The sequence below is a fragment of the Ewingella sp. CoE-038-23 genome (assembly GCF_040419245.1).
Lineage (GTDB): Bacteria > Pseudomonadota > Gammaproteobacteria > Enterobacterales > Enterobacteriaceae > Ewingella > Ewingella allii.
The window spans coordinates 4,048,280-4,073,794 of sequence record NZ_JAZHOH010000001.1; the positions used below are offsets into that span (position 1 = coordinate 4,048,280).

Genomic DNA, 25,515 nt, shown 5'->3' on the forward strand with positions numbered 1-25,515 from the left:
TTCTCATTCCCCTTGCAAGGTAGCGACGATCCGGCGCTGTCCGCCGTCGATCCGGTGTTCGCCCAGCCAAATGCCTTGCCAGGTGCCCAACACCAGTTTGCCCTTCGAAACGGGCAGCATTAATGATGCACCCAATAGTGACGATTTAATGTGACCCGGCATGTCGTCTCGCCCTTCGTAATCGTGCTCATAGGGCGCGTTTTCCGGCACGCTGCGCATGAAATGCTGCTCCATGTCCACTCGCACGGTGGGATCGCAGTTTTCATTGAGGGTCAGCGAGGCTGAGGTGTGCTGGATAAACAGATGCAACAGGCCGATTTGCACTTCGTGCAGACGCTGAATATGACTGAGCACTTCGTCGGTCACTAAATGAAAACCTCGCGATTTCGCGCTAAGGGTGAAGGTCTGCTGATGCCACATAGTGTCTCCTATCAAAACGGTTGCTCGTTAAGGATAGCAGCCAATAAAAAGGGCCGACATTGCTGTCGGCCCTTAAAAACGCTTCCTGCAAAATAATTCGGATTGCAGGAGGGATGGCGAGAGTTACTGAACGGCGGCGAATGCCTCGGCAACCTGCTTCACGTTGTGGTGGTTCAGGCCCGCCATGCAAACGCGGCCGCTGGCAATCAGGTAGACGCCGAACTCTTCGCGCAGACGATCAACCTGCGACACGCTGAAGCCGGTGTAGCTGAACATGCCGCGCTGTTGCAGCAGGTAATCAAAGTTGCGATTAGGCAGCGAGACTTTCAGACTGTTAACCAGCGTTTGGCGCATTTCCAGAATACGCGCGCGCATGTTTTCCACTTCGCTCAGCCATTGGGCCTTGAGCTGGCTGTCGTTCAGGACTTTGGCTACCACCTGCGCACCAAAGTTTGGCGGGCTGGAGTAGTTACGGCGCACGGTGGCTTTCAACTGGCCCAGGACGCGACCAGCTGATTCGGCATTTTCACACACCACGGACAGGCCGCCGACGCGCTCGCCGTACAGCGAGAAAATCTTGGAGAAGGAGTTGCTGACGAAGCAGGTCACGCCCGCCGCCGCCATTTCGCGAATGGCATAAACGTCCTCGTCGATACCCGCGCCGTAGCCCTGATAAGCGATGTCGAGGAAGGGGATCAGGTCGCGCTGTTTAGCAATTTCAATCACTTGGTCCCACTGCGCTGGCGTTAGATCAGAACCCGTTGGGTTGTGGCAGCACGGGTGCAGCAGAACGATGCTCTGCGCAGGCAGGGTTTTCAGCGTCTCGAGCATACCGGCGAAGTCGACGCCGAGGCTTTTTGGATCAAAGTACGGGTAAGTGTGAACCTTGAAACCCGCGCCGCTAAAGATAGCCACGTGGTTATCCCAGGTTGGGTCGCTCACCCAGACTTCTGAATTCGGGAAGTAGGTTTTCAGAAAATCTGCGCCGACTTTCAGCGCGCCCGAGCCGCCAACGGTCTGAATGGTCGCAATGCGCCCCTCTTTCAGCGCCGGGTGTTCAGCACCAAATAACAGCGTCTGAATCGCGCTGCGGTAGGCCGGCAAGCCGTCCATCGGCAGGTAAACTGACGCCGCCTGAGGCTGGGCGTTCAGCCATTCTTCCGCCGCCGCGACGGAAGGCAGTTGAGGAATAATACCTTGCTCGTCGTAATACAAACCGATGCTCAGGTTAACCTTCTTCTCTCTTGGATCATTTTTGAAACTGTCCATCAACGACAGGATCGGATCACCCGCATAGGCATCGACATGTTGGAACACGGTATACATCTCCTCGGTGGTTTATTTTCAAATGATCGCGTCGCTCGGATCTCTTGCCCACGCCGCTCAGTCGCGTCGGCGGGGGGATCCGGGGTCAATCATTGGACTCGCTTGCTTCACAGACTAACAAAGTTCGTTAAAAAAAATGACTACTATATGGTGTCAATTTACGAACATTATTCGTGCGTCAAATCTGCGTGAAAGCTGCTGTTCGCGGAACTTTTCCATCACGAAATCCACAAAAACTCGGGTCTTTGCGGGCAGCATTTTATGCGTGGGAAAATAGAGCGAAAGCGTACCGTTTTCGGCATACCAATTCGGCAATACGCGAACCAGCCGACCACTCTCCAGATAGGGCAATAAATTGGGAAGGCTCGCCACCGCGATGCCCAGTCCCATCACCGCCGCCTCGCAGCAAGCTTCTGGCTCGTTGAAGGTCATACGCTCGGGCAACGAAATGGCCGCCTGCCGGTCCTGGCTGTCGCGCAGGATAAAATTACGCACACGCCCGGTCTGTGGAGAGCGAATGCGGATCCCCTCGCCAAAGGCTAAATCTTCGGGTTCGACAAAAGGCGGCTTGCTGGCGAGATAGGCGGGCGACGCCGCCAAAACGGTGTGCGCTGGCGCAAGTTCGCGGGCCACAATCCCTTGCGGCAGCTCAAATCCGCCGCCGATAGCTGCGTCGAATCGCTCGCCAATCAGGTCGATTTTGCGATTATCAAATTCCCAATCGGGGCGAATAAGAGGATAGCGGCCCAAAAACTCGTCCAGCAAAGGCAGCAAATAGTGAATACCAAAGTGGGTGCCGACGCTCACCTTGAGCGGCCCTGACGGATGCTGCGCGCTGCTGTCCAGACTGTTCATCGCCATCTGAATCGACGCCAAACCACCGCGAACCTCGAGTAAAAAGCGCTCGCCCGCTTCGGTTAGCGTAAGTTTTCGCGTGCTGCGTTGGAAAAGCCGCACTCCAAGCTGGGCTTCCAGCGTAGTGACGTTTTTGCCTACCGCCGCCGAGGTCAATGCCAGACGCCGCCCGGCAGCCGAAAAACTGCCCGTATCGGCACTCTCTACAAAGCATTCTAGATGATTAATCATACTCTTAGGCCCATTTCAAACTTTTGGTTTGAAATGATTATAGCGATTACTGGCTATTCCTATCCTAATTTCGGGTCAATACTTGTCTCCATCAACACCTCTTCCTAATGATTTGGAGACATACCATGACTACCACAACACCTTCTTCTTCACTGGCTGGCAAAGTCGCTTTCGTCCAAGGCGGCGCGCGGGGTATCGGCGCAGCTATCGTTCGTCGCTTAGCTCAGGAAGGCGCAAGCGTGGCCTTTACCTACGTTTCTTCGGCGGAGAAAGCCAACGCGCTGGCGGCAGAGATTGAAAAAATCGGCGTTAAAGCCTTAGCCATTCAGGCCGACAGCGCAAATGAGCAGGCCGTTCGTCTGGCCATCACGCAGGCCGCCAAGCATTTCGGCCATGTCGATATTCTGGTCAATAATGCCGGGGTTTTGGCCGTCGCACCGCTCGACGAATTCAGCATGGAAGATTTTGACCGCACGCTGGCAATTAATGTACGCAGCGTGTTTGTTGCCAGTCAGGAAGCGGCGCGCCACATGCCGGAAGGCGGGCGCATTATCAATATCGGCAGCACCAATGCTGATCGCATGCCCTTCGCCGGTGGCGCGGTGTACGCCATGAGTAAATCAGCCATAGTTGGCCTTACCAAAGGATTGGCGCGAGATTTAGGGCCACGGGGGATCACGGTGAATAACGTTCAGCCCGGCCCGGTTGATACCGATATGAACCCGGCAGCAGGCGAAATGGCCGATGAGTTAACAAAGCTGATTGCGGTAAACCGTTATGGCAAAGACAGCGAAATCGCTGCCTTTGTGGCTTTCATCTCTGGCCCCGAGGCGGGTTATATCAGCGGCGCCAGCCTGACTATCGACGGTGGTTTTGGCGCCTAATAGCACTCAGGCGTCATTACCGACATAAACGCGGGCAGTGCGGGCGGTCAACTGAGTGACCAGCTCGTACTGGCTGATGCCGGTCGCGGCGGCGATCTGTTCGACCGGCAGCCCTTCTCCCCAGAAAATCACTTCATCCCCCACCCGGTCGGTGGCATCCGGGCCGAGATCGACGGAAATCATATCCATCGAAACGCGTCCAACGATTGGCACAATGCGGCCATTGACCAGCACCGGCGTGCCGCTCGGCGCGCTTCTTGGATAGCCGTCGCCATAGCCCATCGCCACCACGCCAAGGCGCGTATCTCGCGTGCTGCGCCAAACGCCGCCATAGCCCACAGGTTCACCCGCCGCGTGATCGCGCACGGCGATCAGGCTGGAGGTTAGGGTCATCGCGGGTTTTAAGCCAAAATGGGCGGCATCGGCGAAGCTCATCGGCGAAACGCCGTAGAGGATCAGGCCAGCGCGCACTAAGTCGTGATGGGCTTCGGGCCAGTGGAGAATTCCGCTCGAAGCGGCGAGAGATTTCAGCCCCGGCTTGTCCTGAGTGAACTGCTGGAAGCTGCGAATCTGGTCAGGTGTGGCTTCAACATCGGGTTCGTCTGCACGGGCGAAGTGGCTCATAATATTGACCGGCTGGCGAACATTCGGACAGGCGCTGAGGCGCTGATAAAACGCCTCGGCTTCGGCGGGGTGAACCCCCAAACGATGCATACCGGTGTCGAGTTTCATCCACACCGTGAGCGGCTTGTCGAGCGTAGCCTGCTCCAGAGCCTGTAACTGTTCACGGCTGTGAACCGCGGTTTCCAACCCCCGCGCCGCCACCAAAGGCAGCTCTTCGGCGCTAAAAAACCCTTCCAGCAGCAAAATAGGCTTAATAATACCGCCAGCCCGCAGAGTTAATGCTTCGCTCAGGCGAGCCACGCCGTAGCAATCTGCATCCTGCAAAGCCTGCGCGGCTTCCAGCAAACCGTGTCCGTAGGCGTTAGCCTTCACCACCGCCACCACACGACTTTGCGGCGCCATATGCCGCACCCGTTGCAGATTATGTCGCAGAGCGCGGCAATCAATGACAGCCGTAGCCGCTTTCATCTTGATTCCTTTATAAATTCTTAATTTAAAAATGACACCCCTAGCTTCATAGGGAATTAACACGAAAGCTAAGGGGCGTTATTGGCGCAGTCAGTTTGCGTTCGGCCAGCGCGGAAAAACCGGAGTGTACACGTAGTACACGAGGATTTTGAGCACTGCCCGGACGCAAAATGGCAAGCAAAATAGCCCCGCACACTAGTCCTCGTCGTATTGAGGACCACCATAATTATCAAACCGCGAAAACTGCCCATTAAAGGTCAGTCGCACTGTACCGATTGGACCGTTACGCTGCTTACCGAGGATGATCTGGGCGATGCCTTTCTCTTCACTGTTGTCGTGATAAACCTCGTCACGATAGATGAACATGATCAAGTCGGCGTCCTGCTCGATGGAGCCGGATTCACGCAAGTCGGAGTTGACCGGGCGTTTGTCGGCACGTTGCTCCAGGCTTCGGTTCAGCTGCGACAGCGCCACTACTGGCACTTGCAGCTCTTTAGCTAAGGCTTTGAGCGAGCGGGAGATTTCGGCGATTTCCAAGGTACGGTTGTCGGACAGCGAAGGAACGCGCATCAGCTGTAAGTAGTCGATCATGATCAGGCTCAGGCCGCCGTGTTCGCGGAAAATACGCCGCGCGCGCGAGCGCACTTCGGTTGGCGTCAGGCCAGAGGAGTCATCGATGTACATATTGCGTTTTTCCAGCAGGATACCCATGGTGCTGGAGATGCGTGCCCAATCCTCGTCGTCAAGCTGGCCGGTACGAATTTTGGTTTGGTCGACGCGAGAAAGCGACGCCAGCATACGCATCATAATCTGGTCGCCGGGCATCTCCAGACTGAAGATAAGCACCGGTTTTTCCTGCATCATCGCGGCGTTTTCGGCGAGGTTCATCGCAAAGGTGGTTTTACCCATCGAAGGACGCGCCGCCACGATAATCAAATCTGATTTCTGCAAACCGGCGGTTTTCTTATCCAAATCGGCATAGCCGGTGGACACCCCAGTGACACCGTCGTGCGGGCGCTGGAAGAGTTCTTCGATGCGCGACACCGTGCTTTCCAAAATGCGGTCGATACTTTTCGGGCCTTCATCTTTGTTGGCGCGGCTTTCGGCAATTTGGAATACGCGAGATTCCGCCAGATCCAGCAGGTCTTCACTACTGCGGCCCTGCGGGTCATAACCGGCGTCGGCAATTTCATTGGCGACGGAAATCATTTCGCGAACAACTGCACGTTCGCGGACAATATCGGCATACGCGCCGATGTTGGCCGCACTTGGGGTGTTTTTCGACAACTCGGCTAAATAGGCAAAGCCGCCCACTGAGTCCAAATCGCCTTTTTGCTCCAGCGATTCAGACAGGGTTATTAAGTCGATAGGCTTGCTCATTTCCAGCAAGCGCTGCATTTCGGTAAAAATCAGGCGATGCGGGCGGCTGAAGAAGTCATTGCTGACCACGCGTTCCGCCACGTTGTCCCAGCGCTCGTTATCCAGCATTAGCCCGCCCAGAACGGATTGTTCAGCTTCCAGCGAGTGCGGAGGAAGCTTCAATCCTTCCATCTGACGATCGCGGTTTTCGTTCTGTTGATTGGTCGGTTTTTTTGCTGCCATGTGTGGGAAATTCCTGCGGTAAGCGCCTGTTTTGTGAGCATCGACTTCCCAGTAATTTAGGAAGTTTTTTCGCTGCTTAGTATAGGTTGTGCTGTCTCATTTCAAAAGGGTATTAACCCGCTGTGCCTAAAATCTGGATTGTCGCAAACATTTAGCCTAGGGTTGAAAACAGACCCTAACACGAGATTAAAACATGGCTAAGCGCATTCAATTTGCCGCAACAGGCGGCCCCGATGTTCTGCAATATGTCGATTTCCAACCACAAGACCCGGCCGCGGGCGAAGTACAGGTCGAGAATAAAGCGATAGGCATCAACTACATTGATACCTATATTCGCGGTGGCTTGTACCCTGCCCCCTTGCCTTCCGGGCTGGGCACGGAAGCCGCTGGCGTGGTGAGCAAAGTTGGCAGCAATGTGACGGGCATTAAGGTCGGTGACCGTGTGGTGTACGCGCAGGCTCCTTTGGGTGCCTACAGCGAAGTGCATAACGTTTCGCAAGAAAAAATCGCCCTGCTGCCCGATGCTATTAGTTTTGAAGTGGCCGCCGCGTCGTTCCTCAAAGGTTTGACCGTCCACTATTTGCTGCGCCAAACCCATAAAATTCAGGCCGGTGAAACCTTCCTGTTCCACGCTGCCGCCGGTGGTGTGGGCCTGATCGCCTGCCAGTGGGCGAAAGCGCTGGGTGCGAACCTGATTGGTACCGTCGGCTCAGAAGAGAAAGCCCAACGGGCGAAAGAAGCCGGGGCATGGGCGACGATTAACTACCAGACGGAAGACATTGTTGCCCGTGTTAAAGCGCTGACCAATAACGAAAAAGTCGGCGTGGTTTATGACTCGGTGGGTAAAGATACCTTTGAGCGCTCCCTCGATAGCCTGAAGCCGCGCGGCCTGCTGGTCAGCTTCGGTAATGCTTCCGGCCCGGTGTCAGGGGTCAATTTAGGGATTCTGTCGCAGAAAGGCTCGCTGTTCGTCACTCGCCCGACACTTGGGAGCTACATCACTACCCGCGAAGAGCTGAAAACCGCCAGCGACGAGCTGTTCTCGCTGATTGCCAGCGGCGCTATCAAAGTGGATGTCAGCGAGGCGCAAAAATTCCCGCTGTCCGAAGCGAAGCGTGCCCATGAAACGCTGGAAAGCCGCGCGACGCAAGGCTCTAGCCTGCTGATCCCCGGCAAATGATCTGCTATTACTGAAATGCAAAAGGGCTTCCGTGTGGAAGCCCTTTTACTGTCTTGCTCAGACGACTGCTGATAAAGACGGGTACTGCTTGTAGGGGTACTGCAAGGTAAATCCGCGGACGATGAAGCTTAAGCCTCTATTTTATATCTCACGGATTTGATGAATTTCGTTCGAGCTGACATTCGCAGCGCGAGAAATGCATCCTAGCAGCCCTTAATGTTAAAAAGTATGGTTAATAAAAAATCTGCCGACTTAAAAGTGCAAGCTGTGATCGATGCCACATAAGTAAAAGTTATCTCGACAAATGTTGCAGTCAATCCGAGCAGGTTAAAGCTCAGATAGCTGATAATTCTAATAATTCATCATCTTCTACAGGTTATGGCAGGCGGCGCGAACGGTAGCGCGGCGTGTCGGGCTTCTTAAAGGCGCGATAGACCCACACCACGGCAACGGCCAGCAGCAGCCACGGCAACATTTTTATAACAATAGCCACAAAGCCTCCCAGCATCATCACCGCAAAGGCCACCACCAGCGCAGCAATCATGCCCAGCAGCGAAATACCGGTCAGCATCAACATAAAGAAAAAGCCAAGCACAAAGAGAATTTCCAACATCGCATGCTCCTTAATAAACAGCGAAAACACGGAACAGCCTGACGAATGTCATCTGACTCTCCTAGCTAATACAAGAAACATGCCAGAACGGCGGATAATTTATTGATTTGATTTTTAAGAAGAATTTACGCCATCAGTTATTAGAGCTGATGGCGTGATAGTAAGAAAGGCTAATTTTTAGCGGATTTAACTAACAGATTTAAGCTTGGCTGAGCGCCGCGTGCGGCTGAGTGACCAGCTGCAGCGCCTGCTCAACCACTTCAATACCTGAACCCGGCTTATGGGCGTTTTCGCTCAGGTGACGACGCCATTGGCGCGCGCCGGGCACGCTCTGGAAAATTCCCAGAATGTGCCGCGTCATGTGCCCCAGATAAGTGCCCTTCGCCAACTCCGCCTCAATGTACGGATACATGCTACGAATAACCTCCGGCGCCGTGCGCAGCGGGGCATCTGAGCCAAACAGCTCGCGGTCCACGTTCAGCAACATGCCAGGGTTTTGATAGGCTTCGCGCCCCACCATCACGCCATCCATATGTTGCAAATGCGCCTTGGCTTCTTCCAGCGTTTTGATGCCGCCGTTAATCGCCATCGTCAGGTGCGGGAAGTCTTTTTTCAGCTGATATACGCGCGGGTAATCCAGCGGTGGGATCTCACGGTTCTCTTTCGGGCTGAGGCCAGACAACCAGGCTTTGCGGGCATGGATGATAAAGGTGTCGCAGCCGCCCTTCTCAGAGACTTGCTGAACGAAGTCGCAAAGGAACTCGTAGCTGTCTTGTTCGTCGATGCCAATACGCGTTTTTACCGTCACGGGAATGGACACCACGTCGCGCATGGCTTTGATGCAATCCGCCACCAGCGAGGCTTGCGCCATCAGGCAGGCACCGAACATGCCGTTTTGCACGCGGTCAGACGGGCAGCCAACGTTCAGGTTGATCTCGTCATAGCCGCGCTGTTCGGCAAGCTTGGCGCAGGTCGCCAAATCCGCAGGATTGCTGCCACCCAGTTGCAGCGCCACAGGGTGCTCCGCGTCACCAAATCCAAGGTAGTCGCCTTTGCCGTGAATGATCGCGCCGGTGGTAACCATTTCGGTGTATAGCAGCGTTTGGCCGGTCATTAAACGATGGAAATGGCGGCAATGACGATCGGTCCAGTCGAGCATCGGCGCGACGGAAAAACGTTGAGCGGAGTAAGGCTTGGCGCTGGTTTGAGATGTGGCGTTTTGAGTTTCTGACATCGACCTGAGATTCGCTGAAGGTGTTCGGGCGCTCCCTCGAGCATCATTGGCCGAAGGAATGGAATCGCAGATTATATCACAGAACGGCGATTCGGCATCTCACGGGGTGCTCTGCCGCTAAAGGCAAAACCCCCGTGAGCCATTTCAATAATCACTCTTACAGCAACGCGGTTTAGACGATCGCCTTGGTTGAAGCCCGCTCGGCCTTGCTCTGCCCCAGCTGTTGCTCCAACACTTCCAGTGAAACACCTTTGGTTTCAGGCACCTTGAGTTGCACGAAGGCCCATCCCGCCAGGCAAATCGCGCCATACATGAAGAAACTCCCCGCCGCGCCCAGCGCCACGTTGAGCAGCGGGAAGGTGTAAGTCAGGACAAAACAGGCGACCCACAGCGCCAGCGTACAGGTCGCCATTGCCGTGCCTCGCACCCGATTGGGGAAGATTTCTGACAGCAAAACCCACGTCACCGGAGCCAGCGTTACCGCGTAAATCGCAATGGCGACCAGCACCAGGAGCAGAACCGGCAGCCCCATAATGCCAAAGGAATAGGCCATACCAATCAGCACGTAGATGATGGTCAGGCCCGCCGCGCCGTACTGCATCAGGCGGCGACGCCCAATGCGGTCCACCAGCGGCAGCGCCAGAAGTGTAAAGATCAGGTTGATCAGGCCGGTGGCCACAATGGATTTCAGCGTGTCGTTGATGTCGAAGCCCGCCGAGGCGAAAATCTCCTGCGCGTAGTTGAAGATGACGTTAATCCCGCACCACTGCTGAAATACCGCCAGCACCACGCCCATCACCACGATAGGTCTAACTTTCGGCTGCCATAGGGCGGAGAGCGGCACTTGCTGGTTTTCCGACCCCAGCGAGTGGCGGATATCAGAGAGCGTCTGCTGCGCGTACTCCACCGAGCCAATGCGGCGCAGCACTTTTTCAGCCTGCGGATAGCGGTTTGCTTTCGCCAGCCAGCGCGGTGATTCCGGCACCACGAACATCAGTAGCAGGAACAACACTGCAGGAATGCCTTCCGCGCCGAACATGTAGCGCCAGCCAACCTGCGCATTCCAGGTTTGCAGGATTTCAGCCTGTGTCGCCGCCGAAGCCACGGGTTCAGCAATCATCAGGTTGACCAGCTGCGCGGCAAGCACGCCGATAACAATGGTCAACTGATTGACGGCCACAAAGCGCCCGCGCTTCTCGGCTGGGCTGATCTCGGCGATATAAACCGGCGCGAGGGCCGAAGCCAGACCAATACCGACCCCGCCGACAATGCGCCAAAATACAAACCAGTCGAAGTCGTTAGCCAGTGCAGTTCCCACGGCCGAGAGCGTAAAGGCAATCGCCGCGATAATCAGCGGCAGGCGGCGGCCAAAACGGTCTGACAGCCAGCCCGATACCATGGCCCCAAGGATACAGCCCACCAGCGCCGAGCTCATGGCCCAGCCGGAGGTGGCGGGGTCGGTAATATGGAAATAGGCCTCGTAGAACGGCTTCGCACCGCCAATCACCACCCAGTCGTAGCCAAACAGCAGCCCGCCACAGGCGGCAACCAGACAGATCATCCAGACATAGGGCATGTTCAGTGTTGTAGGATTTTTCATCATTGCTGCTCCTAGCCCGTCGTCGTAGGAGTTAGGGTGCTTTCCGAAGTAAGCGTCATGGTTTGAGTAAGCGTTTCATGGGGTTCCAGCACCTTGAGGCCCCCTAAATCAGCCATGTTGTGGCCATTGGCGGCGTGACTCATCGGCTCGAAACAGAAGAAATCAAAGTCATAGCCGCGATCGAACTTAGGGTCTGAGACGAAAACGAAATAGACCGGACAGGCTGGCTCCGTAGACAGACTTAGCTGCTGTTGATGACTCGGCCAGATAATGTTCGCCTGCCCATCCCACCCCGAAAACCCGTTGTTCACCCAGCGGCGCGGCAAGGTTTTTGCCGTCGAGAACTGCACATCCTCGGGTAAGTCGGCCTGATGTTCACCCGCCAGCCACTGAGCCTCTTCCAGCCAATATCCTGCAGCATTGGCCTGAAGCAGGGTGTCCTCATCAAGAGGGAAATAGGGGTGCCAGCCAAGGCCAAAGGGCATCGCCACTTTGCCCAGATTCGTGACACTGAGCGTCACCTCAAGCTGATTATCCACCAGCTCAAATCGCTGCAAAGCGCGATACTGATAAGCTCCGTGATGATGGCTAAACTCCAACAGCAGGTGCCAATCATCATGTTCGGCGCAGCGCCACTCCTGTAACCAACCATCACCGTGCAAATAGTGGGCGTCCCAGTCGGTGTTGGGTTTTAACGGATAGCGCGTGCCGTCAAAGTCAAATTGGTTGCCGTTAACCCGATTACCAAAAGGCACCAGCGGGAAACAGCCGGATTGCAGCGGCGGCGTATCGGGGGAGACTTTTGCTGGTCGCAACAATGGCAGGTCGGCTCCGTTGCAATGTGCCACCAGCTGGATGATGCTGCCGCCATGAGTAGACACCTTAAGGGAAAGCTGTGGATTGGTTAGCGTAAACAGAGACATAGCGCGCTCCTCGAAGGGTTAATCGGCGAAGTTGATGACAACTTTGCCGCATTTGCCACTGGCCATTAGCGCATAGGCCTCGCCCGCCTGTTCCAGCGTGAAACGGTGGGTAATGGCGCTTTGCGGCCGCATCTTCCAGTCGTGTAAATCGCCACAGCATTTCTCCATGTTGTAGAGGCTGGTGACCCACGAGCCGATGATCTGCCGCTGGTGGTGCATTAGGTCGGCGCTGACTTCAAATTCGACTTTGCCGGTTTCGCCGATATAGACCACGCGCCCCCAGTCGGCGGTCGCTTGCAAGGCCAGCAAGCGGCCTTGGGCATTGCCGGAGCAGTCCAGCGCGACATCAGCCCCGCCCCTCGTCAGCTCGACAATAGAAGGGATCAGGCTGTCCCCGCTGGCTAAAAAGCCGTGATCCATCAAGCCGAGCTTTTTGGCGGTCGCCAGACGCTCAGGCTGAACGTCAACGCCAATGACGCGCTTGGCACCCCGGCCTTTGGCTAGCATCATCGCCATCATGCCCACCGGGCCAAGTCCGACGACGAGCACGTTATCGCTACCCGAGACATTGCCGCGCAGGATGCCTTCATAGGCCGTCCCGACGCCGCAGGAGATGAATGCGCCATCTTCGTAGCTCAGGGAGTCCGGCAGGTGAATCAGGTCTTTCTCTTCCGCCAGCAGATATTCAGCATGCCCGCCATCGCGCTGCCAGCCGTAAGCCGCCTTGCCCTCGCCGGTGCAGGAGATAGGGAAACCTTTGCGGCAGTTGGGGCAGAAGCCACAGCCAGAAATGTGGTAAACCAGCACGCGGTCAGCCTCTTTGAAGTGGCGGCACCCGGCCCCCAGACTGACAATTTGGCCGCAAGGTTCGTGGCCATTAATAAAGCCCTGATAAAGAGGTTTATCCGGCGCGGCGGCGGTCGCCCGATGCTGGTGATAAATATAATGAACGTCGCTGCCGCAAATTCCCGACGATTTCATTTTTATTAACACCTGTCCGATCCCCGGCGTTGGGATCGCCACTTCTCTTAATTCGGCAGTAGAGTTTCCCGGTAAATAAGCCGCCAACATGGTTTTCATATTATTCCTCTCCATAAATTTGAAAATTGTTCATTTTCTTTTTGCCATCACGCCTCGCGAAGATTGTTTGCAAGGCGCAAAGGTGCAGATTATTTTTTCGAGCGAACTCGACTATTTCGCTGAGTCAGAAGAATGTTTGCCAGCACGGCGACGACGATAATTACGCCGCGCACCACTTGCTGGAAGAAGGAGTTAATCCCCAGCAGCACCAATCCATTGCCAATCAGCGTGATAACCAGAACCCCGAGCAAGGTGCCAAGCAGCGAGCCTCGGCCGCCGGACAGCGCCGTGCCGCCCACCACCACCGCCGCGATAACGTCAAATTCCAAGCCATTGGCCGCCCCGGCGTTGCCTGAACCCAGACGCGCCGCGAGTAAGATCCCGGTGACGGCGGCCAACAGGCCGGAGAGCGTGAAGATGAGCACCCGCACGCGTTTGACATTGATGCCGCACAGCTGCGCCGCCGAGGCGTTACCGCCCACGGCATATACCGAGCGTCCAAAGGCCGTTTTGCGGCTGACAAACAGGAATACGGCGAATAAAATCAGCATGATAAGCGCCGAGACAGGAATACCTGCCACCTGCCCGCCCAGCCAGTCGAGCACGTCATTTTCGTCTATCGGCACTGGCAGGGCGTCGGTCATAAACAGGCCAAGCCCGCGCAGCGCGCTCCACAGGCCCAGCGTCGCCACAAAACTCGGCACGTTAAACCATCCGCGCAAGAAGCCCGCCAGAGTGCCAAAAGCCGCGCCAAGGATCAGCACCAGAACCAGCGACGCCGCCAGCGGCACCTGCGCCTGCATCAGATAGGCCAGACAGACTGAGACAAAAGCCACCGTCGGCCCGACGCTGACATCGATTTCACCGGCGATGATCACCAGCGTCATGGCCCACGCCGCAATGCCGATAGTCGCGGCATCGCGCAGCACATTCATCTGGTTACTGAGCGAAATAAAACCCGGCGCGTAAATTGAAAACACCAGATAGAGCAGAGCAATAACCACTAATAAGCCAATGGCATTAATATTCGCCGAAATAAAGGCGCGGCGGGATTCACCTTTTTCTTGTTGATAAGATAATGTCGTCATGGTCATTTCATTACTCCACACTATTTCCCGGCATCGAAATAAAAGCCCGGAAACGAAAGCCATCATTTACCGGTAACGGAGAGGCTCTTGCTCGCCAGCGTTTATTTGAGCCCCTCGCTATCGCCCTGATTTATATTTTTAGCCGCAGGTTTTATTCACTCCGCGGCTATTTAATGTGACGCTAGTATTTCCGCCATTAACTCTTCGGTACTCACAGGTGAGGTTAGAGTTCGGGTCAGCGTGCCCTGCTGCAACAGCAAAATTCGGTCGCAAACCAGTGGCAGTTCCTCAACTTCACTTGAGACAAAGATGATGCTTTTGCCTTCGGCGGCCAGTTGGCGAACTATCTGATAAATCTGGTTTTTAGCTTCTACATCCACCCCGCGCGTTGGCTCATCAAGCAAAAGCACGCGGCTTTCGGCATAGACCCAGCGGCCAATCACCACTTTCTGCTGGTTGCCGCCGGAGAGCGTGCCGATTGGCGTCGTGGTGCTGGCGGCCTTCACCCGCATTCTGGCGATAATGTCCTGGGTGTATTGGCGAATGTCGGCCCACTGCAAAACGCCCAGTCGGCTGACGCGATGGCGGTTGGTCATCACGGTATTTTCATCCACTCCGAGCAGCGGCATGATGCCCGCCTCTTTGCGGTTTTCCGGCGTGTACCCCAATCCGTGGGCCAGCATGCGGGCATAGGTCGGTTTGTGTATCCGCGCGCCGTCGATTTCCACTTCGCCTTCGCTGTAACTGTCCAGACCCGCCAAGGCTTTGAGCAGTTCTGTTCTGCCCGACCCCAGCAGCCCGGCAATGCCCAGCACCTCGCCTTGCAGCAGGTCGAAATTGATGTCGTGAAGTTTGGGTGGCAGATTCATGCCGCGAACCGACAACACGGGTTTTCCGCCTTGCGGTTGAGTGACTTGGTTGTCGCGATGCCCGCTGTGACCCAGCATCAGCGCGACAATCTCTTCGGTGGAGGCGTCGGCCAAACGGACATTTCCCGCCACTTTACCGTCACGCATGATGGTGGCGCTGGAAGCCAGACGGCGGATTTCATTCATTCGGTGGCTAACATAAATAACCGCGATGCCGACTTCAGCCATTGCCTGAACGGCGGCAATCACCAGTTCGACTTCGTTGGAAGCCAGAGAACTGGTGGGTTCGTCGAGGATAACCACCTGCGGATGGCCCTTCATAACGCGGGCGATTTCAACCAGTTGCTTCTGCGCCGGGCTAAGGTTTTCAACCCGCAGCAGCGGGTCGATATCCACACCGAGATGCCCAAGGCAGTGCCGCGCCTGTTCCAACATCTTCTTGGCGTCGAGCATGCCGCCGCTGCGCGGCCACTCGCCGAGATAGAGGTTTTCCGCCACGCTGAGGCCGTCCACCAGACTCAGCTCCTGATACACCGCGCGCACGCCTAATTCCGCCGCGCGGCGAGTAAGCTGGGCATCGCTGCCGGAAAGGGTCTGCCCGCCTAACATCACGGTTCCTCGATCCGGCTTTTCACTGCCGGTGAGCAGGCGAATTAATGTCGATTTCCCGGCACCGTTTTTACCCAACAGGGCGCGGATCTCGCCGCGCTTTAGTGTGAAATCCACATTCTCCAGCGCAATCACGCCCGGATACTCTTTGTAGCCGCCACGGACCGCTGCGACACAATCCTTATCATCGCCAGACGTGGTCATGGTGTCTGTTGCCATTGCAAGTGCTGACATAGTCGAACCCCAGATTAAGGTAAGCCATCCTGATGGGTGTCCAGCCAGCCCTGTCCCTGAGCTGAGGTGGTGTAGAGGTCAATCGGTACTTGAATGACTTTGTCCGCTGGCAGGGTTTTGTTGATGGCTTGCAGCGTTTTGGCAAACACCTGCTCGCCCATTTTCTTACCTGAGATATCCACGACTGCCTTAAGCACCTGATTTTTATTCAGCTCTTGGGCGATTTCGGTGGTCATGTCGGAGCCAAACACCACGGTTTTCCCCACGCGATTCTGATTGCGCACGGCCTTCACAGCGCCAAGGCTCGCCCCGCCGGATTCACCAAAAATGGCGTCTAGGTCAGGCTGGGAAATCAGCAGTTTTTCACCCACTGAAATGGCTTTGTCGATGGCGGTTCCTTCCTGATTCGCCACGATACTCATGCCCGGCACTCGCTGCTTCAGCGCGGCTTCGAAGCCTTTACGGCGCTGGACGCACACTTCGAAGGCTTCGCAGTTAATCACCGCGATTTTCGGCGCAGTAATGTTGTTAGCGATAAAGTAGTCGGCGGCAGCATCACCCGCTTTGCGGCCAAACTCCACCGGGTCGCCCACCAGATAGGCCGCGACATACTTCTGCACACCTTTGTCGCTAATGCAGGTGTTGTAGCAAACCACGGGGATCCCAGCCTCGCTGGCCCGCTGGATCGCCCGGCGACTGCCCTGTTCCGACACAGCGGAGAGCACGATGGCATCGACCTTGCGGGCAATCAGCGTGTCGATGAACGTGCTCTCTTTCGAGATATCGCCCTGCGCGTTGGTTTCAATCAAATTCACTTTGTCGCCAGAGGCGTTGGCACTTTGCTGCACCCCGGCTTTTACTCCGGCGTAATAGCCTTGGGTATCGAGATAGATGGCTCCGACGGTCAGCGCTTTCGCCGATTCGGCCTGCGCATGAGTGAGGGTGAATAAACCGGTCAGTAGGGCGGTAGTCAGAGCAATTCTTTTACAGTTGAACGGCATGATTCCTCCGGTATTCCTGGGTTGGCGTGATGTTCTGGTAAGGTTGGTGGCTAATTTATTGTTTTAGTTGTGAAGTAAATGTTTTCGATGAGTTAACACAGTGGGGATAAAGTAAATCATCCCCGCTGTGCAGTTATTCATCACGATCACGGATTAAACTAAACAGCGTTTAGTAAACCCTCCTGTTGCTCAGCAAGGCGTAGGAAAAGCTGTGCTTTGTTGTTGGCCGGATTGAGTACCAGCGCCTGTTGCAAGCTGCTGGCCGCTGCACTGTTATCTCCTGCCCCCAACTCGGCTAAGCCTTTGACGAATAACAGATGTTCCTTGTGTTGAAGCTGGCGATCGCCGTTGAGTACCAGCAGGTCAGGCAAGGAGACGGCGAAGAAGTCGGCGGTGACGACATCACCGCTGGCCTGCTCGGCCCAATCGCGCATTTGGCTAAATAGCTGATTAGCCTCGGCTTGCTGGTCTAGCTGGCGCAATGCCATGCCCTGATAGAACAGATAATCCACCGGCTGGTCGTTGTAATAACGGCGCTCGCTGATGCCTTTATCACCCTGCGCGGCGCGCTCGAACCACTGTTTTGCCTGCCCGTGCTGCCCCAGCTGTTTGGCAGTGACGCCGAGCCAGTAGTAAAGGTCGTTGTCGGTTTGCCCAACCAGCCGCCCTTCGGCAAGGTTCAGCGGATAGGTCTGCGCCGCCAGTAAAATCTCCTGCGCCTCTGCCGGTTTGCCGCTGTTGAGCAATTCAAACGCCCGCAGTTGCGCATTCAACAAGAACTGCCCGGTGACACGCCCTTCGCCCCCTTCCCACGGATGGAACTGGCGCTCTGACAGCAGCGTTGCCGCCTGCTGCAACTTGCCGGTTTGGTGATAAAGCCCCAGCAGCTCGGCCGTTAGATCATCGCGCTGGGTCGCCACATCGAGGTGCTTTTCGAGCAGCGCGAGGCGGGTTTGCGGCGTCGCCGAGGTGAGTTTTTTCAGTAAATCCTGCTCAAACAGCAGACGGGCATCGTGCGGAGCCAGCGCGTAAGCTTTATCGAAGTAGCGGGCCGCCGCGTCGGCATCATGGTCGATATTCCACGCGTGGATCCCCAATCCGCGCCATGCGTCGGTGAAGTCCGGTTCAAGCTCAAGGCTGCGCTGCCAGTGAGCAACCGCAGGTTGTAGATTGCCCTTGCTGTAGTGGAAACAGGCCAGCAAGTGGTGGGCAAAGGCGTCATCAGTGAAGCTGTTAAGTATCTGCACTTCGGCAACGCTGTTCGGGAAGCGAACATTGTCGGGGAAAGCCTGACGGGCCTGACTTACCAGCGACTGGCGGTTGTGCGGGTCAAGACTTGCCTGCACATAGAGCGGCAGAGTTTCGCGGCTGTCGACGGACTCCAGCGCCTCCAGCGCCAGGGTGTTAAAGCCGAAAGAGAGCAGCTGGGTGGCGATATTCAGCGCGCTTTCCCCACGCTGCCCGGTGACTTTACGCAGCGCGTGCAGAGATTCGCTGTTCGGCTGCTGCTGGTAGTTCAGGAAATGCAGCAGATAGTGCAACGGATAGCGCTGCAACTGCTGCTGGCGATAGCGCCCGGCAGAGGTCGCGTCGCCCACCCGTTGTAGCAGCAATGCTTTCAGACCAATCAGGCCGTAATGGCTGGCGTGGCTTTCCAGACCCTGCTCGCAAAATTGCAGCGCATCGGCAAATTTCTCACGGCGGGTGGCGATTCGAGCCAAACCAAAGTAGCCGCCAGACTTGGCGTTGCCGCTCCAGATGGCGCGGAAGAAGTCTTCATAGGCGGCATCAAGATTGTCGGTTTGCTCATAAGCACAGGCGCGGATCAGACTGGCAAGGCCGCACTGCGGGTTCTTATTCCAGCGATGGGCGCGGCTCAGGGCATTATCGGCAAAGGCAATGCTGCTGGCGAAGTTGCTGCGGTTATAGTCGCGAGTCGCCAGCGCCAGGTTACAGCGGTAGTCCAATGGATCGAGTTCCAGCCCGCGCTGATAGTAGGTTGGCGCGCCATGGCTGGCGTGGTTGTACTGTTCAAGGTGCTGGCCGATAAACCAGGCTTCCTCGGCAGTTTGGATTTGGTCAGCGGGAAGTGGCGCTTTGGCGGCTTCGGGCAGCGGCGTTTCCTTCGGCTGATGCTCGAGATAATGCAGAATTTCGCGACCGTTTTCCGCCAGCAGGCTGATTTTAAGCCGCCCGCCGAACTCCCCTTGCAGGCTGGCATGCAGCACTTCGCCCGGTTGCAGACTAATGACTTTATCCACCAAGACTTGTTCACCATCGGCCTCGGCGATCAGCACCCGCGCTTGGTGCAGCGGCGCCACGGCGTAGATGCCCCACTCCACCTTTTGCCCGTCGCGCTGCAATTTGAGCACGGCGTCGGTATTGGCGTTTTGCACCATGCCCAGCTCGCTGTAGGGCATGAAATTCTGCACGAAGCACTTCTCTTCATAGGCGTCGAGCCACGTAAAGTCCGGCTGGTTGTCGGTGAAGACGCCGGTCATTAGCTCGATGTACGGGCCGTTGTGGTCGGTAAGATTGCGGTCCCAGGCCAGGCCGAAGGCGCAGTTGCCCCAGGTCCACTGCTTTTTGCCCGGCGAGACATGGTGATCCGCCACGTGCAGCAAGCCGCCGCGATCGTCGTGGCTGTAAGCACCGACAAAATCATAGGCCGATTTATCCGCCATGTAGGAAGTCGGTACCGGAATATTCTTGTAGCGCGAGATATCCACGCCGCGTGAGTAATCGACTTTGTAATAGGTGCCGGTGGCGATGGGAAAAGAGGACACATCCCGTTTGCCGTGGTCGAACACGGCGGTGACATCCGGCGGGAAAACGCTCTGATGATCATCCCCGCCCTTCACCGCCGGGTTAGCCCACCACAGGAAGTGGCGCGGGGTCGGGTTGGCGTTATAGATTTTGGCGCTAATTTCCAGCAGCGCCTTGTCTGGATAGAGCGTAAAGCCGGTCATCACCTGCAAGCCGCGCATCGGCTCCACTTCCCCCATCCAAACGGTTTGCGCGCCGTTTTCATGCTGCTGCAAGGTGAAATCCACCGGCATAAAAGTGGTTGGGCGATGGTGCTGCGGCCAGTTGAATTCAATTCCGCCGGAGATCCACGGCCCAAGCAGGCCCACCAAGGCCGGTTTAATCACTTCGTTGTGATAGACAAAATCACGCTGTTTGATCTTGTCCCAGGCGCGGTGAACGCGCCCGCCAAGCTCGGGTAACAGCATGATTTTTAGATAATCATTTTCCAGATAGAGCGCCTGATAGGGCTGCATCTGCTTCTCGCCCGTCAGTTGATCAGTCACGCCGTACGGATAGACATTGCCCGAAGAACCTTGGTAGACCCGATGGGCTAAAAACATCGGATGGGTATCCTGTTTTCCCGTGAGATACGTCGGTAATTCGACCTGTTCCTGCCAGACTTTTACATTTCCGCTCATGCGTTCCTCTCACCAATGAATACTGAAAAGTTCAATTTCGTGAGTCTACGCAGCGAAAGCGGCTAATTAATGCGCTACCGTCACGCAATTCAGTAAGCGGAGTTTAGTGAATGCAACTTAAGGGTTTGAACAATCTTCGGGTCAGGGAATTCAATAAAAAGGTGCTGATGACCCTGCTCTATCGCGAGAAAACGGCGAGCAAATCGACGCTGGCGCGGTTGTCTAACCTGTCGATTCCGGCCGTCGGCAAGATCCTTAATGAGTTGCAGGAAGAGGGGCGAGTGGTTCATAGCGACGTGAATCTGCATTCGCGAGGATTAGGCGGTGGCAGCTATCAAGTGGCGGTGGAAGACAGCGATATTCTGTGCATGAATGTCTCACCCTATCGCATTGAAAGTATTCTGGTTGATCGGCTTATCACGGCAAAAAGCGAATTTCGCCTGAGTGAAATCGCAGTGAAAACACCCAGTGAGCTGCTTAATGAGATAGAACGCCTGTTTCATGACTATCGCAAACAATATCGGGGAAGAAACCTCAGCCTTGCGCTGTCGATTCACGGGCAGGTTAATCCCACCACCGGCGTCTCGCAGAACATGCCGCAGGCCCCGTGGGACAGTGCAATAGAGATTAAATATTTACTGGAGGAGAAGCTCCATACTGAAATTTTGATGGATAACGACTGCATTATGCTGGCTTTAGCAGAAAAATGGCAACACACTGAAATTCAGCGTGATTTTTGCTTTATCAATGTAGATTACGGCATTGGCTCCTCATTTGTTATCAACCAGCAGATTTATCGTGGCAATCTATTTGGCAGCGGCCAAATCGGGCACACCATTATCGACCCCGACGGCAGCCTCTGCTCTTGCGGGCGATATGGCTGTCTGGAGACTATCGCCTCGCTCTCCGCCATGAAGAAAAAAGCGCGGATGCTGCTGAAAAATGGCGCGGCGGCGGCTGATAAATCCGCCCTGCGCACCCCGACCACTCAGGAAATTATCGAAAGCTACCATCAGGGGGATGAAAACCTGCGCGTCATGGTGTTTGCGGCGGCGCGCGCCTTGGGGCTGAGCTTGTATAACTTCCTGAATATTCTCAATATCAACCAAATCCATCTCTATGGCCGCAGCTGCGGTTTTGGCGAGGCCTGGCTGAGCACGGTATTGGAACAGAGTGGCTTAAACCCCTTCGATAAAACCGACAGCGTGAAGACTCAGGCCACGCATATTGGCCTTGGGACGCTCAGCCGCGAGCAGCAAATCATGGGAATTGGTTATTTGTATGTGGAACAAGCGCTAGAAAATCGCGTCTGAATAACTGCAGGATGTTTACTGCAATGGCGCATAATTCGGCGATTTACGCGAAGCATGGTAAAATCATCGTTCGCTTGCTCGTAAGCGTTCAACCCAGCATCGTACTCAGAGAAACTTCTTATGACCCTGAACAATCCGGATCAACTTCTTTCACAGGCCGAAAAACTTTGCCAGAAGCGTAATGTGCGTTTAACGCCACAGCGTCTGGAAGTGTTGCGCCTGATGACGCAGCAACCCGGTGCCATTAGTGCTTACGATCTGCTGGATTTACTGAGAATTAGCGAGCCACAGGCCAAGCCACCCACCGTTTACCGTGCGCTGGATTTCCTGCTGGAACAAGGCTTTATTCACCGCGTTGAATCGGCCAACAGCTACGTGCTGTGCCATCATTTCGAAGAGCCGAGCCACACCTCTGCGCTGTTTATCTGCGATCGCTGCGGATTGGTCACAGAGAAGACCACGGACGGCATCGAAGAGAGATTGGCAAAATTGGCAGTAGAATCAGGGTTTGAATTGCGGCATTCCGTGGTGGAAGCGCATGGTTTGTGCGGGGATTGTAAAGTGGTAGAGCTTTGCGACAGCCATGAACATTGCGAGCATGACCACAGTATTGTGACTAAAAAGCGCTAATACCGCTTTAGATAAATGAGTTTAGATAAGTAAATTTAGATCAGTAAATAAATAATAAAGGCGGTACGTCCTTGTACCCTGCATCCTGAAAGCTATCCGGGTAGGAGCAGCATTTTTTCAGGATGCATTATCACCGTTACGCACGGGGAAGTTGCGATTTACCAGTGATACTTGTTATCCGTTTCCCACGCTTTCAGCTCTTTCTCAGCTTCTTCTTTCTTGTAACCGTAGCGCTCTTGGATCTTACCGACCAGCTGATCGCGCTTACCTTCTACAACAGTAAGATCATCGTCCGTCAGCTTGCCCCATTTCTCTTTCACTTTGCCTTTGAACTGCTTCCAGTTACCTTCGGTTTGGTCCTTATTCATAATCAATTCTCCTACTACCGTGGTTTAGGTTTCTGTGTTTTGTTCAACACACTAAGTGCTTATCACATAACTAAGAGTAGTAGAGAATTTGGCATTTGGGTCAAGCGACAGCGTTAAATCACAATATTAGGAATAATCCAAAGTGTTAAATAGCGATAAACACTAATAAATTTATCGGCGATTTATTTTACTCCGCCTTAGTAAACCAGCGATCGCCTTGCCAATATCTACGCCACACCCAGCCTAACGACAAACCTCTTAACGCGAGAAACACGGCCAACGCCAACCACAAAGCATGGTTGCCGAGCCATGGCAGAGTGAACAGCGTCAGGCCATAACCCAGAGCTGCCACGGCCATGCTATTGCGCATCTCGCGGCCCCGCGTTGCGCCGACGAACATGCCATCTAGCAGATAACACCAGACGCCGATGAGCGGCAGAACCACCTGCCAGCCCAGGTATTGATCAGCCAGCTGGCGGATGTCAGGTAAAGAGGTCAGCATGCTGACAATCTGCTGCCCGGCCAGGCCATAGAACAGCGCAAAGCCAAGCGCCACAGCCCCTGCCTGACGACACGCCGCGTGCCAAACGCGTAACAACTTCTCACGGTTGCGCTCGCCAAAGGCTTCCCCCGAGTGGGCTTCCACAGCATAGGCAAAGCCATCGAGGGCGAAGGCGGTGAAGGTCAGCAAATTCATCAACACGGCGTTCACCGCCACGATATGCCCGCCCAGTCGCGCACCAATTACCGTCAGGGAGGCAAAGCAGACTTGCAGCAGCAGCGAGCGCAGCATGATGTCACGATTGAGGCTGAGTAAGCGCCGCAGGTTGCCCCGCCACGCCTGCTGTAGCAGGGCAAAATCAATGCCTTTTTGCGCCATCATCCGCCATACCAGCCACAACCCTAGCGCCAATGTGACGTACTCCGAGCAGGCCGTGGCAATGGCCGCACCGCGCACGTTCAAGCCCAGCCCCATCACCAGCCAGATATCCAGAACAATATTCAGCACGTTGCCGACAATCAGCAGCAGAACAGGGCCACGCACATACTGGATGCCCAGCAGCCAGCCGAGGATCACCAAATTTGCCAGAGAAGCCGGGGCGCTTAACCAGCGTATTTCAATAAACAGCCGCGCCTGCTCCAGCACGGCCTGACTGCCGCCGACCACCTGAAAGGCCAGATCCATCAGCGGCGTGCGCAGCAACATGATTAAAATGCCCGCCAGCAGCGCTAACAGGAAAGGTTGTACAAAAGCACGGGCTAGCAGCAGGTTATCTTTGGCACCCAAGGCCTGAGCAGTCAGGCCGGTGGTGCTCATGCGCAAGAACAGCAGCATCATGAAGAGGAAGGTCGTCACCATCGCGCCGACCGCTACGCCGCCGAGATAATCCGCGCTGTCGAGATGGCCGATAACGGCGGTATCCACCAAACCTAATAGCGGGACGGTAATGTTGGAGAAAATCATTGGTAAAGCCAGTTTCCATAAGGCTTTGTCCTCACGGCTGAGGAAGGTGCGGCTTAATGCTTGTCGAAAGGGATGCTGAGGCATAGAGGTCCCATGCTGAGGATGTAGAACAAGAGGTCAACCTGGCGTAATTCGGCGTTTCGGCATCAACGCTTTTTATAAAAAACAGCGATCTGCTTAAACAACAACGCCCCAATCAAGGGGCGCAGTGTCACGGCGTGAGACCACCGTAAGGCGACAGCTAGCTTTGTGGCAAATGTCTATAGCAAAAGCCCGGCAGTACTTTCAGGAAGGGCGAGTACCGAGCCTTGCCAGCAGAAAGGATTAGATCCAGTCGCCGTTACGGATAACGCCAACAGCCAAGCCTTCAATGCTGAAACTCTGCTCGCGCAGGTCAACCACGATCGGCTCGAAGTCGCTGTTCTCTGGCAGCAGTTGCACGACGCTACCCTGCTTTTTCAAGCGTTTAACCGTCACTTCATCATCAATGCGCGCAACGACAACTTGCCCATTACGTACATCCTGAGTTTTGTGAACCGCCAACAGATCGCCGTCGAGAATACCGATATCCCGCATAGACATCCCGCTAACGCGCAGCAAGAAGTCGGCGCTAGGCTTGAACATGGCAGGATCAACCTGATAGTGGCCTTCGATATGTTGCTGAGCTAAAAGAGGCTCACCGGCGGCGACGCGGCCAATCAGTGGTAAACCTTCCTCTTCTTCCATTAGCAAGCGAATGCCGCGTGATGCGCCAGAGACGATTTCAATCACGCCTTTGCGCTGCAGGGCTTTGAGGTGTTCTTCCGCGGCATTTGGCGAGCGGAACCCCAGACGAGTGGCAATTTCTGCACGAGTCGGCGGCATACCCGTGGTGGATATATGTTCGCGAATGAGGTCGTAAACCTCTTGTTGTCTGGCTGTTAAAGCTTTCATTCCGCCCCCTGATTGTTTATACAGTATTGCTGTGAGTATATACAGGTAACTAGGGAATGAAAACCTAAGAGTGCATAAAAACCAGTGCTAAAGTGAAATCTGGAATCTGTATTCCGCTTTAGAACCAACGCGGCCAAAAGACGCTGACCCAGGTGAAAATCGCCAGTATGATGCTCAAAAGTACCGCGGCCGATCCAAAATCTTTGGCGCGCCCGGACAGGACATGGAATTCAGGGCCGATGCGGTCAATCGCGCTTTCGACGGCGCTATTTAATAATTCGACAATCACCACCAGTACCAAGACGCCCACTAATAAAATACGCTCGACGCTAGTCACATCGAGGAAAAATGACAGTATGATGAAGGGCAGAACGGCTATCACTTCCTGACGGAAGGCCGCCTCGTTTTTCCAGGCAGCACTCAATCCCTTGAGGGAATAGCCGGCGGCCTTAACGATACGAATTAGGCCCGTTGATTCATTTTTCATGTGTTATGCGTCTTAACAGAGTTTTGGCGGAC

At 55.1% G+C, this 25,515-nt stretch carries 22 protein-coding genes; 4 read left to right on the forward strand and 18 right to left on the reverse strand.

From position 1 onward, the window contains the following. Positions 1-3: 3 nt before the first annotated feature. The 3 genes from V2154_RS19445 to V2154_RS19455 form a co-directional block, all read right to left on the reverse strand. Positions 4-420 carry a secondary thiamine-phosphate synthase enzyme YjbQ gene (locus V2154_RS19445; RefSeq protein ID WP_353503504.1) on the reverse strand — a complete coding sequence of 139 codons (417 nt, stop codon included), beginning with the start codon at positions 418-420 and terminating at the stop codon, positions 4-6. A 123-nt stretch (positions 421-543) separates the two neighbouring features. Continuing rightward, positions 544-1,737 (reverse strand): amino acid aminotransferase, encoded by a 1,194-nt coding sequence (locus V2154_RS19450; protein WP_353503505.1) that lies wholly within the window; start codon positions 1,735-1,737, stop codon positions 544-546. Between the two features lie 162 nt (positions 1,738-1,899). After that, positions 1,900-2,832: a LysR family transcriptional regulator gene (locus V2154_RS19455; protein ID WP_353503506.1), complete on the reverse strand. Its 933-nt coding sequence runs from the start codon at positions 2,830-2,832 to the stop codon at positions 1,900-1,902. A gap of 125 nt (positions 2,833-2,957) precedes the next feature. Between V2154_RS19455 and V2154_RS19460 the strand changes: the two genes are divergently transcribed. After that, positions 2,958-3,716 (forward strand): 3-oxoacyl-ACP reductase family protein, encoded by a 759-nt coding sequence (locus V2154_RS19460; protein WP_353503507.1) that lies wholly within the window; start codon positions 2,958-2,960, stop codon positions 3,714-3,716. A gap of 6 nt (positions 3,717-3,722) precedes the next feature. Here the strand turns inward: V2154_RS19460 and alr are convergent, their stop codons facing one another. Further along, positions 3,723-4,808: an alanine racemase gene (alr, locus tag V2154_RS19465; RefSeq protein ID WP_353503508.1), complete on the reverse strand. Its 1,086-nt coding sequence runs from the start codon at positions 4,806-4,808 to the stop codon at positions 3,723-3,725. A 195-nt stretch (positions 4,809-5,003) separates the two neighbouring features. After that, positions 5,004-6,410 carry a replicative DNA helicase gene (dnaB, locus tag V2154_RS19470; RefSeq protein WP_353503509.1) on the reverse strand — a complete coding sequence of 469 codons (1,407 nt, stop codon included), beginning with the start codon at positions 6,408-6,410 and terminating at the stop codon, positions 5,004-5,006. Between the two features lie 193 nt (positions 6,411-6,603). On the opposite strand from dnaB, the gene V2154_RS19475 reads away from it, so the two are divergent. Beyond that, a complete protein-coding gene (locus V2154_RS19475; RefSeq protein ID WP_353503510.1) occupies positions 6,604-7,590 on the forward strand; it encodes a quinone oxidoreductase in 987 nt (328 codons plus the stop codon). A 376-nt stretch (positions 7,591-7,966) separates the two neighbouring features. Here the strand turns inward: V2154_RS19475 and pspG are convergent, their stop codons facing one another. The 9 genes from pspG to V2154_RS19520 all read right to left on the reverse strand — a co-directional run bounded on the left by pspG (position 7,967) and on the right by V2154_RS19520 (position 20,287). Then, complete coding sequence (pspG, locus tag V2154_RS19480) at positions 7,967-8,203, reverse strand: envelope stress response protein PspG (RefSeq protein ID WP_034793444.1); 237 nt, start codon at positions 8,201-8,203, stop codon at positions 7,967-7,969. A 199-nt stretch (positions 8,204-8,402) separates the two neighbouring features. Beyond that, positions 8,403-9,437 (reverse strand): tRNA dihydrouridine(20/20a) synthase DusA, encoded by a 1,035-nt coding sequence (gene dusA / locus V2154_RS19485; RefSeq protein WP_353503511.1) that lies wholly within the window; start codon positions 9,435-9,437, stop codon positions 8,403-8,405. Between the two features lie 172 nt (positions 9,438-9,609). Further along, positions 9,610-11,037 carry a sugar porter family MFS transporter gene (locus V2154_RS19490; protein WP_437342041.1) on the reverse strand — a complete coding sequence of 476 codons (1,428 nt, stop codon included), beginning with the start codon at positions 11,035-11,037 and terminating at the stop codon, positions 9,610-9,612. An 11-nt stretch (positions 11,038-11,048) separates the two neighbouring features. Further along, positions 11,049-11,960, reverse strand: coding sequence for an aldose 1-epimerase (locus tag V2154_RS19495; RefSeq protein WP_353503513.1), 912 nt, complete (start codon positions 11,958-11,960; stop codon positions 11,049-11,051). Positions 11,961-11,978: 18 nt separating this feature from the next. Further along, the gene (locus V2154_RS19500; RefSeq protein ID WP_353503514.1) at positions 11,979-13,040 is read right to left on the reverse strand and encodes a zinc-dependent alcohol dehydrogenase family protein; all 1,062 of its coding nucleotides are present in this window, start codon (positions 13,038-13,040) and stop codon (positions 11,979-11,981) included. An 89-nt stretch (positions 13,041-13,129) separates the two neighbouring features. Then, positions 13,130-14,128: an ABC transporter permease gene (locus V2154_RS19505; RefSeq protein WP_411267866.1), complete on the reverse strand. Its 999-nt coding sequence runs from the start codon at positions 14,126-14,128 to the stop codon at positions 13,130-13,132. A 170-nt stretch (positions 14,129-14,298) separates the two neighbouring features. Beyond that, positions 14,299-15,810: a sugar ABC transporter ATP-binding protein gene (locus V2154_RS19510; RefSeq protein WP_353504035.1), complete on the reverse strand. Its 1,512-nt coding sequence runs from the start codon at positions 15,808-15,810 to the stop codon at positions 14,299-14,301. Positions 15,811-15,854: 44 nt separating this feature from the next. Next, entirely contained in the window at positions 15,855-16,841 is a 987-nt protein-coding gene (locus V2154_RS19515; protein ID WP_185689137.1) for a substrate-binding domain-containing protein, read from the reverse strand. A gap of 158 nt (positions 16,842-16,999) precedes the next feature. Further along, positions 17,000-20,287 carry a DUF5107 domain-containing protein gene (locus V2154_RS19520; protein ID WP_353503515.1) on the reverse strand — a complete coding sequence of 1,096 codons (3,288 nt, stop codon included), beginning with the start codon at positions 20,285-20,287 and terminating at the stop codon, positions 17,000-17,002. A gap of 110 nt (positions 20,288-20,397) precedes the next feature. Here V2154_RS19520 and V2154_RS19525 point away from each other — a divergent pair, with 110 nt between their 5' ends. After that, positions 20,398-21,600: an ROK family protein gene (locus V2154_RS19525; RefSeq protein ID WP_353503516.1), complete on the forward strand. Its 1,203-nt coding sequence runs from the start codon at positions 20,398-20,400 to the stop codon at positions 21,598-21,600. 120 nt (positions 21,601-21,720) lie between these two features. After that, positions 21,721-22,230, forward strand: a complete 510-nt coding sequence (gene zur, locus V2154_RS19530) for a zinc uptake transcriptional repressor Zur (protein ID WP_353503517.1) — start codon at positions 21,721-21,723, stop codon at positions 22,228-22,230. Between the two features lie 158 nt (positions 22,231-22,388). Here zur and V2154_RS19535 read toward each other — a convergent pair whose 3' ends face one another. From V2154_RS19535 to V2154_RS19550, 4 genes are all read right to left on the reverse strand, one after another. Continuing rightward, complete coding sequence (locus V2154_RS19535) at positions 22,389-22,598, reverse strand: CsbD family protein (protein ID WP_034793474.1); 210 nt, start codon at positions 22,596-22,598, stop codon at positions 22,389-22,391. A gap of 187 nt (positions 22,599-22,785) precedes the next feature. Further along, complete coding sequence (gene dinF, locus V2154_RS19540) at positions 22,786-24,147, reverse strand: MATE family efflux transporter DinF (protein WP_353503518.1); 1,362 nt, start codon at positions 24,145-24,147, stop codon at positions 22,786-22,788. Positions 24,148-24,387: 240 nt separating this feature from the next. Further along, the gene (lexA, locus tag V2154_RS19545; RefSeq protein WP_034793478.1) at positions 24,388-24,996 is read right to left on the reverse strand and encodes a transcriptional repressor LexA; all 609 of its coding nucleotides are present in this window, start codon (positions 24,994-24,996) and stop codon (positions 24,388-24,390) included. Positions 24,997-25,114: 118 nt separating this feature from the next. Next, complete coding sequence (locus tag V2154_RS19550; protein ID WP_353503519.1) at positions 25,115-25,483, reverse strand: diacylglycerol kinase; 369 nt, start codon at positions 25,481-25,483, stop codon at positions 25,115-25,117. Between the last annotated feature and the right edge of the window lie 32 nt (positions 25,484-25,515).